Genomic DNA, 15,077 nt, shown 5'->3' on the forward strand with positions numbered 1-15,077 from the left:
CCCCGGCGGCCGTCGTCCCGGCCGCCGCCGGGCCGGTCGTGGGCAGCCGGGCCGTGAGGGCGAACCCGCCGTCCGGCCGGGGGCCGTGTGCCAGCTCCCCGCCCGCCAGCCGGACCCGCTCGTCGAGCCCCACCAGCCCGCTGCCGCCGCCGACGAGCCCGGACGGCGGCCCCGCCGCCGGACCATTGCCGACCGCCACGACGACCGACTCCTGCGCGTCCTTTGACCCTGGCTCGCCCGCCACGGTGACGACGACGGCCGCGCCCGGGGCGTGCTTGGCCGCGTTGGTCAGGGCCTCCTGGACGACCCGGTACACCGCGCGGTCCGTCATCGGGGGCAGCGCCCCGGGGCGCCGCTCCTCGCGCAGCTCGACCCTGAGCCCGGACTGCCGGGCCCGCTCCACCAGCGCGCCGACCGGTTCGTCCGCCGGGACGGTCGGGGCCCGCTCGTCATCGGCGCGCAGCACCCCGACGATGTCCCGCAGCCGGGCCGTGGCATCGGCCGCCGACTGCCGCAGCTCCCCGGCCGAGGCCCGCTGCCGCTCGCTCAGCGTACGGTCGACCTCCAGAGCGGCGGCCCGCACCGCGATCAGCGACAGATCGTGCCCGAGCGAGTCGTGCATATCGCCCGCGATCCGGGACCGCTCCCGTATCCGCGCCCGGTCGGCGACGGCCCGCTGCTCGCGCTCCATCCGGTCGGCGAGCTCCCAGCCGGTGCGCACCAGCTCGGCGTACTGCCGTATGTACCGCCCCACCAGCCAGGGCACCACCACGGTGAAGAGGAGCGAACTGAGCTGGGCGGGCCAGGTCCAGAGGTCGGCCTCGACGGCGAGAACGAGCACCAGCCCGGCGGCGGTGATGCCTCCGAAGGCCAGGAGCGCGGGCCGGGCGCCGGGTGAGCGCCAGCCGAGGAGACCGCCGAAGACGGCCATCGCGAGCGAGTACTGGACGGTGACCAGTTCGAGGTTCTCGACGGCGGACAGCGCGGTGACCAGGCTCAGGGAGGCGAGCGGTGCGCGCCGCCACACCAGTACGGCGACGGCGAGGGCCGCAACTCCGAAGGCGACGCCCGCCCAGGAACCCCCGTCGTCAGGATCGCCCTTGAGCAGCACGGGGCAGCTGAGCAGGGCCCAGAGCACCAGGTCGACGACGATGATCCGGGTCCGTTCCGCGCGCATGCCCCCACTCTGCCGGACGGCCCCGGTCCGGGTCCCCCGACGAAAGTAAGACGGTGCCGCTACGCCTCGGTCATCATGCCCGCCTCATGGGCGAGGACGGCCAGCTGCACCCGGTTACGCAGCTGAAGCCGGGCGAGGACGGCGCTCACATGGGCTTTCACGGTGCCCTCCACCACATGGAGCCGCCCGGCTATCTCGGCGTTGGACAGCCCGGCCCCGACCAGCGCGACCACCTCGCTCTCGCGCGCCGTCAGCGGCTCCAGCCTCCGGCGGGCCTCGGCGGCGCGGGACATCCGTCCGTCGCCGAGGTGGGCGATGACGCGCCGCGCCACCTCGGGCGAGAGAAAGGCGGCCCCGCCCGCGACGGCCCGCACCCCGGCGATGAGCTCGCGCGGATCGCCGGACTTGAGCAGAAAGCCGCTCACCCCCGCGTCCAGGGCGCGGGCGATGTACTCGTCCTCCGAGAACGTCGTCAGCATCATCAGCGCCGTGCCGGGCAGCACCCGCCGCAGCTCCTCGGCGGCCCGCAGCCCGTCCAGCCCCGGCATCCGGATGTCGAGCAGCGCGACATCGGGCCGGTGCCCGATCGCCATCTCGACCGCCTCCCGCCCGTCCCCGGCCTCGGCAACGACCTCGATCCCGGGGTCCGACCCGAGGATGGCGCACACCCCGGCGCGGATCATGGCCTCGTCATCGGCGAGAACGACGCGCACGGGACGCTCGGAACGGGGCTCGGCGGGGGAGGTCGTCATGCGGTCAGATTACGGGGGAGCCCGGGGCGGGTGCGGGTGCAGGCTTCTGTCGGGGCCCGCTCTTGACGGGAGCGGCGCTCAGAGAGTGCCTTCGCTGACGGCTGTGACGAAGGATTGCCACGGTCCGGGGGCGAAGGTGTGGGCCCCCAGGGCGCGGGCCTTGCTGTCGCCGACCGCGACGCGGTGGTCATCGGTCGGCTGGGTCTCGATGCAGGTCCCCCTGTTGTCGCCGCTGTACGAGGATTTCTGCCAGGCGCCCTCAGGGAGGTTGTGCCGCATCATCTGGTGTACCTGCCTCTAGGTGCTGAGATTTTTGGCCACTCGCGCGATCAGTTCCATGGACTGCCGTGACGGTAGGGCGCTGGACCGGAGTTGGTCGAAGGCCAGTCGGTACTGATCGACGGGGCCATCCTCCTCCAGGTAGAGCGCTCCGTCGAGGTAATCCAGATTGACCACGTCCAGATCCATCGGGTCCGGGTAGGAGTAGATGGCGAAGGGGCCGTCCAGCCCGGCGTGCCAACCCTGGCCGAACGGGACGATCTGAATCGACAACCGGGGCGGTTTGTTCAGCTCGATCAGCCGTTGCAGCTGGGCGGCCATCATCCCGGGGCTGCCGATCACACGGCGCAGTACGGCCTCGTCGAGCAGACATACGTACTGAGGCGGGTTCTCCTTCCGGAAGATCTCCTGCCGGTTCATGCGGACGGAGAGGAACGACTCGATCTCCTCTTCGGAGGCGGAAGTGCCCGCGCTTCGGATGACTTCCTCGGCGTACTCGCGGGTCTGGAGCAGCCCCGGCACGAGCAACGGCTGGAAGACGAACATCCTTGCCGCGTCGGACTCCACGCTCAGCCGCTCCTGGAACAGCGCGGGCAGTATGCCGCTGTACTGCGTCCACCAGCTCTTACGGCGGCTCTCCCGCGACATCGTCGTCAGCGCCGTCTGCAATCGCGGGTCATCGACGCCGTAGAGGATCAGCAGCGCCTCGATCTCCAGCTTGCTGACGCTCTGCCGGCCGTTCTCCTGGCGCGAGATCTTCGACTTGTCGCCGCCGATGCGCTCGGCCGCCTGGTCCATCGTGACATCGGCCGCTTCGCGCAGCCGCTTGAGTTCGCTGCCCAGCCTGCGACGGCGCACAGTCGGGCGTGGGTGACCTGCCAACGTAGGCCCCTTTCCAGATGCGTTGACAGCCCAGTGTGTCGTACAGGCCGACCATTACTCCAATCGTCTTAATACGCAAGGAAGTTCGAGGTGTAACCAGAAATCTGCAATGTTGCAGCCGTTCAGGTTGCGGTCAAGGAGTGAATGGGTCCACTCTGTTGCGCATCACAGACGGCGCTCGTGCAGTGACCGAGCGTCTCTCCACTTCGCGATGCGCCGGACTCGGCGCTGGAGGAGCCATGAGCGCCATGGCGGAAACAGGCAGCACCCACTACCGGCAGGAACTCACCGCCCACCCCCGGGCCCTCGCCCGCATCCGCCGGATCATCCGCGCCCATCTGCGGCACTGGGGCCTCGGGTCGCTCACGGAGACCGCCGTGCTCTGCGCCCATGAGCTGCTGGCCAATGTGGACAAGCACACGGATTCGCCGCGCTGCGTTCTCACCCTGGAGCGCCGCCCCGGCGGCGTACGCGTCGTCGTCCGTGACACCAGCGCGCGGCTGCCCGTGCTCCGGGAGCCGGACTGGGTCGCGGAGAGCGGGCGCGGGATGGCGCTGCTGGAGAGCATGGCCGACTCCTGGGGCGCCGCGCCGGCTCCCGGGGGGAAGGACGTGTGGTGCGAGATCCGTGCCGAGCCGGGGGCGGGCGGCGGATGAGCGGGGAGGGCGAGGTGTACCGGGGGTCCTTGGTCGCCTGGTTGCGTGACCGGCGGACCAGGGAGTACGTCATCGCCTGCCTCGCGTACGGCACCCGTCACGTACACCGGGGAGACGGAGCGCCCGGGCCCGGAGGACCGGACCCGGCGCCCCTGGGGGGCGTACCGCCGATGGGGCGGCGTCAGTGACCGGCGCACAGGAAAGCGCCCGGAGGGAAGCGATTCTCCTCCGGGCGCGATCAGCTGGTCAGGCGAGCGCGGTCAGCCGTGGTGGCGCCGGACGCTCAGAACGTCAGCTTGATGTTGTTGATGTAGCCGGTGTCCCGTGCCGCCCGGTCCTGCGCCCGCAGCTGCCAGACGCCGTTGGCGACCTCGGAGGAGGCGTTGACCGTGTAGGTCTCCTGGACGTTGTCCGCCGAGTCGCCCGAGCTGACCGGCTTCAGCGGGTACACCGTCCCGTCCGGGGCCACCAGATCCACCGCCAGATCGCCCCGCCAGGTGTGGATGATGTCCACTTCGGCCTGGAGCGTCGAGGGCGCGTTGCCCGCCACACCGGTCACCGTCACCGGGGAGTTGACCGCCGCACCGTTGTCCGGGATGGCGACGTCAGCGGTGTTCTCGAAGCTCGGGCCCGGGTTGCCGCCGCCGGGGCGGGCGCCGACGTTCACACCGGCCCAGGCGTCGGTCACCGACTTGACCTCGGGGCTGCCCGCCCCGTACAGCTCCGTCGCCACCGCGATCGTCCCGGTGCGCGCGCCCGCGTAGTTGGTCGTGGAGGTGAACTTGGTCGTCAGCGCCTTGTACCAGATCAGCGCGGCCTTCTCCCGGCCGATGCCGGTGACCGGCAGCCCGTCGGAGGTCGGCGAGTCGTAGTTCACGCCGTTGAGGGTCTTGGCGCCGCTGCCCTCGGAGAGCAGATAGAACCAGTGGTTCGCCGGGCCCGAGGAGTAGTGGACGTCGACCCCGCCGATGCCCGAGTACCAGTAGTCCTTCGACGATCCGTCCTTGCTCGGCTTGTCCATGTACCGCAGCGGGGTGCCGTTGCCCCGGATGTCGATCTTCTCGCCGACGAGATAGTCGCCCAGGTCCTGCCCGTTGGCCGCGTGGAACTCCACGGCCGCGGCGAAGATGTCGGAGGTGGCCTCGTTCAGCCCGCCGGACTCGCCGCTGTAGACGAGCTTGGCGGTGGCCGAGGTGAGGCCGTGCGTCATCTCGTGCGCCGCCACGTCGATCGAGGTCAGCGGCTTGGCGTTGCCCGCGCCGTCGCCGTAGGTCATGCAGAAGCAGCTGTCGGTCCAGAAGGCGTTGACGTAGTTGTTGCCGTAGTGGACCCGGGAGTACGCGCCGACGCCGTCGCCCTTGATGCCGTTGCGGCCGTGCACGTTCTTGAGGTAGTCCCAGGTCAGCCCCGCGCCATAGGCGGCGTCCGCGCCCGCGGTCTCGGCGGTGGACGGCTGTCCGTCGCCCCAGACGTCGTCCGGGCCGGAGAAGAGGGTCCCGGTGCCGGAGGTGCCGCGGTTGAGGTTGTACGTACGGTGGTTGCCGCGGCCCCCGTCGGTGAGGTTGAACGAGCTCCCGGACGGGGTGCTGCCCAGCGTCACCTGCCCGCTGTACTGGGTGTTGCCGGTGCCGTTGTGGACGGCCTGCCACTCATGGATCTTCTTGCCGGTGGCGGCGTCGGTGACGACGTGCAGCTCGTTGGGGGTGCCGTCGTCCTGGAGGCCGCCGACGACCGTTTCGTACGCCAGCACCGGCTTGCCGCCCGTCGCCAGCCAGACCACCCGGCGCGGCGCGCGCTCCGCCTCGGCGCGCGTCGAGCCCGCCGCCTTCGCCCGGCCCACGGCCTGCTTCTCGGCGGCGGAGGGGGCGATCCGGGCGCTGGTGCCGACGCCCTTGAGGGCCGTCTTCGACGCCTTGGCGACGGAGGAGGTCCGGCCCGACCGGGTCTCGGAGACCACCAGATCGCCGCCGAGCACCGGAAGGCCGCTGTAGGTGCGCTCATAGCGGGTGTGGACGGTGCCGTCGCGGTCGCGGGCGACATCCCGTACGACGAGCTTCTCCCGTGCGCCCAAGCCCAGTTCACCGGCGGTGGCGGCGGTGACGGCGCTCCGCTCGCGTATCAGCTCGGCCCGCTGGGCGGGGGTGAGCGCGGCGGGCAGCGCCCCGGGCGAAGCCTTGCCCGGCTGCGCGGCGGCGGGGGACTGGGCCGGGGCGGCGGCGGCCGGGCCGCCGGCCTGGAGGCCGACGGCTATGACAGCGGCGGTGGCTATGAGCGCGCCGGTCGCCGTGGCGCGACGGCGAGGGGTGGATCTCACGCGGACTCCTTCTGCTGTGGGGTGCCGGACGGCGGTAACAGGCCGTCCGGGCTGAGCTGGAGCGGTTGGTGCGTGGAATGGAGGGAACAGTGACAGGAGTGAGCAGTCCCTGTCAGGAGCGCGTCAAGAAGTTGGCCGGAAGTCGTCCGTTGACCGAGATGTCATGTTCGTTGAGCGGACATTGCGGGGGTGTTGCGGGAGTTCGGCCCGCCCTGGCCGCCAGGCGTCCGGCCGGATCGCCTCCGGCCCGGAGCGGCGTCACGGTCGCGCTGGAGCGCCGGCCGGCGGTTCACGGATCCGGCCATGGCGGCCCGCCCGCGGCGCGGGGGCCGAGGCGTCGATGGGGGCGTCGGAGTATCCGGTGTGCCGGGCGGGACGGGCCAATCGTCGGAGGCGGCGGCCTCGACGGGGGTCGTCAGGATGCCCGGTGCGCCGGGCGGTACGGGCCGAGGCGCCCGAGGAGGCGCCCCGGCCGGTGAAGGCCGTCCGCCGTCACGCCCCCCTGCGGGTCACCCGGCCCCCGCCCCGACCGGCTCCCCTCACACCAGACTCTCCCGCCACGCCCGGTGCAGCTCCGCGAAACGCCCCGTCCCGCCGATCAGTTCGGCGGGTGCGCCGTCCTCCACGATCCGGCCGTGCTCCATCACCAGCACCCGGTCCGCCACCTCCACCGTGGAGAGCCGGTGGGCGATCACCACCGCCGTACGCCCGCGCAGCACCGTGTCCATCGCCCGCTGCACCGCCCGCTCGCCCGGCACGTCCAGCGAGCTGGTCGCCTCGTCCAGGATCAGTACGGACGGGTCCGCCAGCAGGGCCCGGGCGAAGGCGACCAGCTGACGCTGGCCCGCCGAGATCCGCCCGCCCCGCTTCCGTACATCCGTGTCGTAGCCGTCCGGCAGACCGCTGATGAACTCATGCGCGCCGATCGCCCGCGCCGCGTCCTCGATCTGCTCGCGCGTCGCGTCCGGCGCCCCGATGGCGATGTTCTCCGCGACCGTGCCGGAGAACAGGAACGACTCCTGGGTCACCATCACCACCCCGCGCCGCAGCCCGGCCGTGGACAGCTCCCGGATGTCGACCCCGTCGAGCAGCACCCGGCCCTCGGTCGGGTCGTAGAACCGGGCCAGCAGCTTCGCCAGCGTCGACTTGCCCGCGCCGGTCGAGCCGACGACGGCGATCGTCTGCCCCGCCGGGATCGTCAGACCGAACCGGGGCAGCACCTCGCCGCCCGTGCGATAGGTGAACCGCACCCCGTCGAAGACGACCTCGCGCCCCGGCTGCCCGCCCGGCGCCGGCGGCAGCTCCACCGGGTGCGCCGGCTCCGGCACGGACGGGGTCTGCGCCAGCAGCCCGGCTATCTTCGCCAGCGAGGCGGCAGCGCTCTCATAGGAGTTGAGGAACATCCCGAGCCGGTCGATCGGGTCGTACAGCCGCCGCAGATAGAGCACGGCCGCCGCCAGCACCCCGAGCGCCAGCGTCCCGTCGGCGACCCGCCACGCGCCCCACAGCACCATGGCCGCGACCGAGACGTTGGCGACCAGCCGGGAGCCGACCACATACCGCGCCAGCTCCAGCATGACATCGCCGTTGCTCCGCTCATGGCGTGCGTTGAGCCGCTGGAACTCGGTGTCGTTGGCCCGCTCGCGGCGGAACGCCCGTACCGGCCTGATGCCGTTGAGCGTCTCCGAGAACTTCACGACGACCCCGGCGATCGCGGTCGAGCGCTCGGCGTAGACGGCCCCCACGCGCCGCCGGTAGACCCGTACCAGCAGATACAGCGGAACGAAGGAGGCCACGGCGACCCCGCCCATGCTCAGATCGAGCCAGAGCAGCAGCACCGAGATGTAGACGAAGGCCAGGATGACGTCGATCAGCTCCTGAAGCCCCTCTTCGAGCAGCTCGCGCAGCGACTCCACGTCCGTGGTGGAGCGGGATATCAGCCGCCCGGAGGTGTAGCGGTCGTGGAAGTCGACGCTCAGGGCCTGGGAGTGGCGGAAGATCCGGCCCCGCAGCTCCAGCAGCACATCCTGGCTGAGCCGTCCGGAGACGGAGATGAACAGATACTGGAGCAGCCCCGCGCCGAAGGCGCACACCGCGTATCCGGCGGCCACGGCGATCAGCGGGCCGTAGTCCCGCTCGCGGAACGCGGGCACCCCCCGGTCGATGGCATAGGCGACCAGCAGCGGACCGGCCTGGACGGCGGCCTGCTGGAACAGCAGGATCAGGGCCACCCGCAGCACCCGGGCGCGGTGAGGGGAGAGCAGCGACCGCAGCAGCGCCCCGGTGGCCCCCGGGGGGACGGGGAGATCGTCCTGGTCGAAGGGGTCCCCCGCCCCGGGCTCCCGGCCGCCCGGTGCGCCGGAGCCGGCCGCCGGGTCGTCGTCGCGGGCCGTGTCCCCGGCGGCGCCGGAGGAGGTCGTGGCGGTGGTCATCGTGGGTGGTTCCCTTCCCCGGTTCCGGTCGACCCGGACATCAGCCAGGCGTACTCCGCGTTCGTCCGCATCAGCTCCTGATGCGTTCCCACGGCCGCTATCCGGCCCCCGGACAGCAGCGCCACCCGGTCGGCCAGCAGCACCGTCGACGGCCGGTGGGCGACCACCAGGGCCGTGGTCTCCCGCAGCACCTCCCGCAGGGCCGCCTCCACCAGCGCCTCCGTATGCACGTCGAGCGCCGACAGCGGATCGTCGAGCACCAGGAAGCGGGGTCTGCCGACCACCGCGCGGGCCAGCGCGAGCCGCTGGCGCTGACCGCCCGACAGGCTCAGCCCCTGCTCGCCTACCCCGGTGTCCACCCCGTCCGGCAGCGAGCGGACGAACCCGGCCTGCGCCACCGCCAGCGCGCGGTCCAGCTCCGCCGCGGGCGCTGCGGTCCCGTCCGCCGCGCCCATCAGCACGTTCTCGCCGACGCTCGCGGAGAACAGCGTCGGCTCCTCGAACGCCACCGACACCAGGGCGCGCAGCCGCTCCCGGGGCATCGTGGCGATGTCCTCGCCGTCCAGGGTGATCCGGCCCGCCGTCACTTCGTGCAGCCGGGGTACGAGCGCGGTGAGCGTGGTCTTCCCGCTGCCGGTGGAGCCGACCAGGGCCAGCGTCTCGCCCGGGCGTATGCGCAGATCGATCCGGTCGAGTACGGGCGGGACGCCCTCGGCGCTGTCGGGGTAGCGGAAGGAGACCCCCTCGAACCGGAGTCCGCCGCGGTCCGCCGGGTCGGCCGGTTCCGCCGGGTTCGTTGGTTCCGCCGGGTTCGTTGGTTCCGCCCGTTCCGGGGAGCCGCCGCCCACCGGAGTGTCCCGCTCCCGCTCCTCGTCCAGCACCTCGAAGTAGCGGTCCGTCGCCGTCGCCGCCTCCTGGCTCATCGCCAGCAGAAAGCCGATCGACTCCACCGGCCACCGCAGCGCCAGCGCGATCGACAGAAACGCCACCAGGGTCCCCGCCGAGATGTCCCCGTCCGCGACCTGGACCGTGCCCAGCACCAGCGCCGCGCCGATCGCGATCTCGGGTATCACGGTGATTGCCGACCAGATGCCCGCCAGCAGCCGGGCCTTGACCAGCTCGGTGCCGCGCAGTTCCTGCGAGAGCTCCTTGAAGGCGCGGGCCTGGCTGCGGTGGCGGCCGAAGCCCTTGACGACCCGGATGCCGAGCACGCTCTCCTCGACCAGCGTCGTCAGATCGCCGATCTGGTCCTGGGCCCGGCGGGCCGCGAGCGCGTAACGCGACTCGAAGTACGAGATGAGCACCGTCAGCGGCACCACCGGGATCAGCAGTACCAGCGCCAGCAGCCAGTCCTGCGCGAAGAGAATGATGAAACCGACCAGAATCGTCGTCCCGTTGACCACCAGAAAGGTCAGCGGGAACTGGAGGAACATCCGGACCAGCATCAGATCCGTCGTACCGCGCGAGAGCAGCTGCCCCGACGCCCAGCGGTCGTGGAAGGCCACCGGCAGCCGCTGGAGGTGGGCGTAGAGATCACCCCGCATCGCCGCTTCGAGCCGGGCCAGCGGCCGGGACACCAGCCAGCGCCGGATGCCGAAGAGCACGGCCTCGGCGATGCCGAGCAGCAGCAGGACGAGCGCCCCCAGCCACACCCCGCCGGGGTCGCGGTCCGCGACCGGCCCGTCCACCATCCACTTCAGCACCAGGGGGATGACCAGGCTGAGGCAGGAGGCCGTGATCGCGATGACGGCGGCGAGCAGCAGTCGCGCCCGCACCGGCCGTACGTACGGCCATAGCCGGAGCAGGGAGCGGGCGCTGGAGGGGGCCTTGGCGGGGACAGGTGTAGTGGGCATCAGGAGCGAGCCTACGATTCATCCCTGACGGTCTCACCTCAATTTGCGGCCGTTCCGGCACGGTTCGGACGATCTTCCGGGCAGATCCCCAGGCAGACCTCCGGGCAGATCCCCAGGCAGACCTCCGGGTGGATCCCTGAGCAGATCCCCGGACGGCGGGCCGGCCGCGCTCGGCATCCGCCGGCCCTCCCTGTGCTGCCTCGGGCCCGTCCGAGCGGAGTACGGGCCCTCCCCTCGGTTCCCCTCGCTTCCCCTCGGTTCCGCCCCTAACGGACCTTCCCGGCATCGGCCCACGTTTCTCCCCGAGGCCCCGGGTCGTTGGGTGATCGTGAGACATCTACTGAGACGGGCAGGGCGGGGCGCGACGGTCGCCCTGACGGCGATGGCGCTGACGGCCGGGCTCACCGGCTGCGCCGGCCGCGCCCTCCACACCGGCAGCAAGAACCGTCCGCCCGAGGACTCGATCCGGATCGTGCCCGACGACGGCGCGAAAGGGGTGGACCCGGGCGGACCCCTGGAAGTACGACTGCCCAGCGGGCGGCTGGAGCGGGTCACCGTCACCCGGATCGAGAACGAGACCCCCGCGAAGGTCCCCGGCGCCGTCTCCGACGACGGTCTGCGCTGGACGCCCGAGGACGGCGTCCGGCTGGCCCTCGCGGCCAAGTACAGCGTCGACGTGGTCGCCCTCGACGGGCACGGCCGCCGCTCGGCCCGCCACACCACCTTCACCACCGAGGTCCCAGGCCACCGCTTCATCGGCTACTTCAAGCCGGAGAACCGGGCCGTCGTCGGCACCGGGATGATCGTCTCCTTCGACTTCAATCAGCAGATCGCCGACCGCGCGGCCGTGGAGCGTGCCATCAAGGTCACCTCCGACCCGCCCGTCGAGATCGCGGGCCACTGGTTCGGCGCGAACCGGCTGGACTTCCGCCCGCGGGAGTACTGGGAGCCCGGCACCAAGGTCACCGTCGCACTGCGGCTGCGCGACGTCCAGGCCGCCCCCGGCGCGTACGGCATCCAGCACAAGACGATCTCGTTCACCGTGGGCCGCTCCCAGCGGTCCGTGGTCGACGCCACGGCGAAGACGATGGAGGTACGGCGGGAGGGAGAGCTGCTGGCGACCCTTCCGGTCACCGCGGGAGCTCCCAAGAACACCACCTACAACGGGAAGATGGTGGTGAGCGAGATGCACGAGATGACCCGGATGGACGGCCGGACGGTCGGCTTCGGCGGGGAGTACGACATCAAGGACGTGCCGCACGCCATCCGGCTGACCAAGACGGGCACCTTTCTGCACGGCAATTACTGGGCCGCTCCCGAGATCTTCGGGCAGGTCAACATCAGCCATGGCTGTGTGGGGCTGCGGGACGAGAAGGGCGGCAGCGGCGACACCCCGGCCGGCTGGTTCTTCGACCGGACCCTGATCGGCGATGTGGTCGAGGTGGTCAACTCGGCGGACACCCAGGTCGCGCCGGACAACGGTCTGAGCGGCTGGAACGTTCCGTGGAAGCGCTGGAAGGAGGGTTCCGCGCTGCGCTGACGCACCCCTCGCACCCCTCGCACCGCTCCTTTCCCCGCGCGTCCGGAAGTGCCGGAAGTGCCGGTAGCGCCGGTAGCGCCGGTAGCGCTGGAAGTACCCTGCCGCACCGGACAAGTCGGTGCCGAACGGTTACAGCGGAGGGAAGTCCCCCGAACCCCCCGTGTGATTTTCTGGTCAGGCGCGTACGCACGACGCGCGGGGGTGCGGGCCGTGGCGGGGCCAGGCCGTGCGAGGGGAGAGACCATGGTGAACGGGCTTCCGATACCGGGGGCGCCGGCCGTTGCCGCACGCGGGCGCCGAAGCCGCGGACCGACGGCCGGCGCCGTCGCGGCACTGCTGGTGCTGCTGACCGCCTGCGGGGGCGGGGGCGGGGACAAGGACTCCACGGACGGCGAGCCGGACAGCGGGGGCGGCCGGGTCGAGAGCGCGGAATCGCGGGCCGTGGTCACCGTGACCCCCAAGGACGGCTCGGTGTCGGTCGCCACCAGCGGTGCGCTGAAGGTCACCGCCGAGCGGGGCGAGCTCACCACGGTCACCGTCCAGGACGACAAGGGCGTGGCGGTCGAGGGCGAGCTGGCCGCCGACGGCCGCTCCTGGAAGCCGCTTCAGCATCTGGCCGCTTCGTCCAAGTACCGGGTGCACGCCGTCGCCGAGGACGCCGACGGCCGGGAGTCCGCCAAGGACACCGTCTTCACCACGCTCGTGCCGGAGAACACCTTCATCGGGTACTACACCCCCGAGGACCGGAGCACGGTCGGCGTCGGCATGCCGGTCTCGCTCAACTTCACCCGGGGCATCACCGAGCCCGAGGCGGTGGAGAAGGCCATCACGGTGACCGCCGATCCGCCGGTGCCGATCGAGAGCCACTGGTTCGGCAACGACCGGCTCGACTTCCGCCCCGAGAAATACTGGGCGCCCGGCACCAAGGTCACCGTGGAACTCGATCTGGACGGGGTCGAGGGCCGTCCCGGGGTCTACGGCAAGCAGGCCAAGAAGGTGTCGTTCACCATCGGCCGCAGCCAGATCTCCACCGTGGACGCCAAGACCAGACAGATGAAAGTCGTCCGGGACGGCAAGCGGATCAAGAGCATCCCGGTCACCGCCGGAGCCCCGGCCACCACCACCTACAACGGCCAGATGGTGATCAGCGAGAAGCACAAGGTGACCCGGATGAACGGGGCCACCGTCGGCTTCGGCGGGGAGTACGACATCAAGGACGTGCCGCACGCGATGCGCCTCTCCACCTCGGGCACCTTCATCCACGGCAACTACTGGGCCGCCGCCGGCACCTTCGGCCGCGCCAATGTCAGCCACGGCTGTGTGGGACTGCGCGATGTGCGCGGCGGCTATGACGGGAAGACCCCCGCCGCGTGGTTCTACGACAACTCGATCCTCGGAGACGTGGTCGTCGTGAAGAACTCCAAGGACAAGCGGATAGCCCCGGACAACGGTCTCAACGGCTGGAACATGCCCTGGGCCGAGTGGAAGAAGTAACCGGGAGCCTGTTCACTTCATGCCCTGCGGACCCGTTGGCTTCACGCCGCGGACCCGGTGCTGTGTTTCTACAGCACCGGGTCCGCCGCCGTTAGCGGCGGTTAACCTGCCTCCATGACGACTGAGCATGTGCATTTCGAGGTCCAGGACGGTGTCGCCACTCTTCGGCTGGACCGTCCCCCGATGAACGCGCTGGACATCGCGATCCAGGACAGAATTCTCGAACTCGCCGGGGAGGCGACCCGCCGCGAAGACGTCCGGGCGGTGATTCTGTACGGCGGCGAGCGGGCGTTCGCGGCCGGTGCGGACATCAAGGAGATGCGGGAGATGGACCATACGGCGATGGTGCTGCGCTCCCGCGCGCTCCAGGAGTCGTTCACCGCCGTCGCCCGGATCCCCAAGCCCGTGGTCGCCGCCGTCACCGGCTACGCCCTCGGCGGCGGCTGTGAGCTGGCGCTCTGCGCGTACTTCCGGCTCGCGGCCGACAACGCCAAGCTCGGCCAGCCGGAGATCCTGCTCGGGCTGATCCCGGGCGCGGGCGGCACCCAGCGGCTCGCCCGGCTGATCGGCCCCTCCCGGGCCAAGGACCTGATCTTCACCGGCCGTCAGGTGCGGGCCGACGAGGCGCTCGCCATCGGACTGGTGGACCGGGTCGTGCCCGCCGCCGAGGTGTACGAGCAGGCCCACGCCTGGGCCTCGAAGCTCGCCCAGGGGCCCGCCCTGGCGCTGCGCGCCGCCAAGGAGTGCGTCGACGCGGGCATGGAGACGGACATCGAGTCGGGGCTTGCGGTCGAGCGGAGCTGGTTCGCGGGGCTGTTCGCCACCGAGGACCGCGAGCGCGGGATGCGCAGCTTCGTCGAAGACGGGCCCGGGAAGGCCGTATTCCGCTGATCGCCGCCCCGGCAGGCGGCCCGCTCTCCCGCCGGGAGGCCCGCGTCAACCCGCCGTGCGGCTCCTGTTTTCCTTAAGGGAGCCTTAAGGAATCCGGAGGCGAGACGGGCCGCCGTCCCCTATTGACGGGGTGTCAACGCAGCTCAGCAGGGGCACATAAGTGCGTATGAGGCCACAGTCATATGCCGGAGGGCACCCCCGGACGGGGGTGCTCCCACCCCCCTCTTCCACGGGAACGGTCACGGAAGCCCCTCATTGGAGCGATGATGGGGGCATGGCGGGCCTCGAAGGTGTGGAACAGCCGTGGCAGCACGGCAGTGCGGTCGCCACCCGGTGGGCGGGCGCCACCGAGGACGAACAGGCCCTGAAAGCACTGGAGTTGTACGGCAGCCCGACCGATGACGAGGTCCGGCTTCCGTCCCGCCCCGAGTCGGCCGCCGTCGCCCGCAGGCTGACCCACTGTGTGGTGGTGCGCCAGTGGGACCTCTCCGCGCAGACCGCCGAGCACGCGGTGTTACTGGTCTCGGAGCTGGTGGGAAACGCCGTGCGGCACACCGGGGCCCGGGTCTTCGGCCTGCGGATGCTGCGCCGCCGCGGCTGGATCCGGGTGGAGGTGCGCGACCCCTCGCGGGGGCTGCCCTGTCTGCTGCCGGTCCAGCCGATGGACGTCAGCGGGCGGGGACTCTTCCTGGTCGACAAGCTCTCGGACCGGTGGGGCGTGGATCTGCTGCCGCGCGGTAAGACGACCTGGTTCGAGATGCGGATCGCCGAGCGCCACTCCGCTCCCTCTTCCTGAGCCGCGCCGCC

12 protein-coding genes are annotated in these 15,077 nt (G+C 71.4%); 5 read left to right on the top strand and 7 right to left on the bottom strand.

Annotated features, from left to right (window positions below; all coding sequences use genetic code 11):
• The 4 genes from FF041_RS13345 to FF041_RS13360 all read right to left on the bottom strand — a co-directional run.
• Window positions 1-1,177: sensor histidine kinase (locus FF041_RS13345; RefSeq protein ID WP_153523037.1), on the bottom strand; the 1,177-nt coding region annotated here is incomplete at its 3' end.
• A 59-nt stretch (window positions 1,178-1,236) separates the two neighbouring features.
• The gene (locus tag FF041_RS13350; protein WP_153523038.1) at window positions 1,237-1,929 is read right to left on the bottom strand and encodes a response regulator; all 693 of its coding nucleotides are present in this window, start codon (window positions 1,927-1,929) and stop codon (window positions 1,237-1,239) included.
• A gap of 78 nt (window positions 1,930-2,007) precedes the next feature.
• Window positions 2,008-2,211 (bottom strand): DUF397 domain-containing protein, encoded by a 204-nt coding sequence (locus tag FF041_RS13355; protein WP_153523039.1) that lies wholly within the window; start codon window positions 2,209-2,211, stop codon window positions 2,008-2,010.
• 15 nt (window positions 2,212-2,226) lie between these two features.
• On the bottom strand, window positions 2,227-3,090 hold the full coding sequence (locus FF041_RS13360; RefSeq protein ID WP_153523040.1) for a helix-turn-helix domain-containing protein: 864 nt from the start codon (window positions 3,088-3,090) through the stop codon (window positions 2,227-2,229).
• 239 nt (window positions 3,091-3,329) lie between these two features.
• Between FF041_RS13360 and FF041_RS13365 the strand changes: the two genes are divergently transcribed.
• Window positions 3,330-3,746 carry an ATP-binding protein gene (locus FF041_RS13365; protein WP_153523041.1) on the top strand — a complete coding sequence of 139 codons (417 nt, stop codon included), beginning with the start codon at window positions 3,330-3,332 and terminating at the stop codon, window positions 3,744-3,746.
• A 283-nt stretch (window positions 3,747-4,029) separates the two neighbouring features.
• Here FF041_RS13365 and FF041_RS13370 read toward each other — a convergent pair whose 3' ends face one another.
• The 3 genes from FF041_RS13370 to FF041_RS13380 all read right to left on the bottom strand — a co-directional run bounded on the left by FF041_RS13370 (window position 4,030) and on the right by FF041_RS13380 (window position 10,345).
• On the bottom strand, window positions 4,030-6,060 hold the full coding sequence (locus tag FF041_RS13370; protein ID WP_323391830.1) for a M4 family metallopeptidase: 2,031 nt from the start codon (window positions 6,058-6,060) through the stop codon (window positions 4,030-4,032).
• Window positions 6,061-6,599: 539 nt separating this feature from the next.
• Window positions 6,600-8,492 (bottom strand): ABC transporter ATP-binding protein, encoded by a 1,893-nt coding sequence (locus tag FF041_RS13375; RefSeq protein WP_153523043.1) that lies wholly within the window; start codon window positions 8,490-8,492, stop codon window positions 6,600-6,602.
• On the bottom strand, window positions 8,489-10,345 hold the full coding sequence (locus FF041_RS13380) for an ABC transporter ATP-binding protein (protein ID WP_153523044.1): 1,857 nt from the start codon (window positions 10,343-10,345) through the stop codon (window positions 8,489-8,491). The genes FF041_RS13375 and FF041_RS13380 overlap by 4 nt, the downstream gene beginning before the upstream one ends.
• A gap of 328 nt (window positions 10,346-10,673) precedes the next feature.
• On the opposite strand from FF041_RS13380, the gene FF041_RS13385 reads away from it, so the two are divergent.
• The 4 genes from FF041_RS13385 (at window position 10,674) to FF041_RS13400 (ending at window position 15,066) form a co-directional block, all read left to right on the top strand.
• Window positions 10,674-11,885, top strand: coding sequence for a L,D-transpeptidase (locus FF041_RS13385; RefSeq protein ID WP_407698150.1), 1,212 nt, complete (start codon window positions 10,674-10,676; stop codon window positions 11,883-11,885).
• A gap of 246 nt (window positions 11,886-12,131) precedes the next feature.
• Entirely contained in the window at window positions 12,132-13,379 is a 1,248-nt protein-coding gene (locus FF041_RS13390; protein ID WP_323391841.1) for a L,D-transpeptidase, read from the top strand.
• A gap of 114 nt (window positions 13,380-13,493) precedes the next feature.
• A complete protein-coding gene (locus FF041_RS13395) occupies window positions 13,494-14,270 on the top strand; it encodes an enoyl-CoA hydratase/isomerase family protein (RefSeq protein WP_153523046.1) in 777 nt (258 codons plus the stop codon).
• Window positions 14,271-14,544: 274 nt separating this feature from the next.
• Complete coding sequence (locus FF041_RS13400) at window positions 14,545-15,066, top strand: ATP-binding protein (RefSeq protein WP_153523047.1); 522 nt, start codon at window positions 14,545-14,547, stop codon at window positions 15,064-15,066.
• Window positions 15,067-15,077: the final 11 nt, after the last annotated feature.

Origin of the sequence: Streptomyces jumonjinensis, from assembly GCF_009600885.1 — a bacterium.
GTDB lineage: Bacteria > Actinomycetota > Actinomycetes > Streptomycetales > Streptomycetaceae > Streptomyces > Streptomyces jumonjinensis.

What these genes read in the sequence shown, in the direction of transcription:
- FF041_RS13350 (WP_153523038.1), bottom strand. Translation starts at nt 1,929, where the DNA reads ATGACGACCTCCCCCGCCGAGCCCCGTTCCGAGCGTCCCGTGCGCGTC.
- FF041_RS13355 (WP_153523039.1), bottom strand. Translation starts at nt 2,211, where the DNA reads ATGATGCGGCACAACCTCCCTGAGGGCGCCTGGCAGAAATCCTCGTAC.
- FF041_RS13375 (WP_153523043.1), bottom strand. Translation starts at nt 8,492, where the DNA reads ATGACCACCGCCACGACCTCCTCCGGCGCCGCCGGGGACACGGCCCGC.
- FF041_RS13395 (WP_153523046.1), top strand. Translation starts at nt 13,494, where the DNA reads ATGACGACTGAGCATGTGCATTTCGAGGTCCAGGACGGTGTCGCCACT.
- FF041_RS13380 (WP_153523044.1), bottom strand. Translation starts at nt 10,345, where the DNA reads ATGCCCACTACACCTGTCCCCGCCAAGGCCCCCTCCAGCGCCCGCTCC.
- FF041_RS13365 (WP_153523041.1), top strand. Translation starts at nt 3,330, where the DNA reads ATGAGCGCCATGGCGGAAACAGGCAGCACCCACTACCGGCAGGAACTC.
- FF041_RS13400 (WP_153523047.1), top strand. Translation starts at nt 14,545, where the DNA reads ATGGCGGGCCTCGAAGGTGTGGAACAGCCGTGGCAGCACGGCAGTGCG.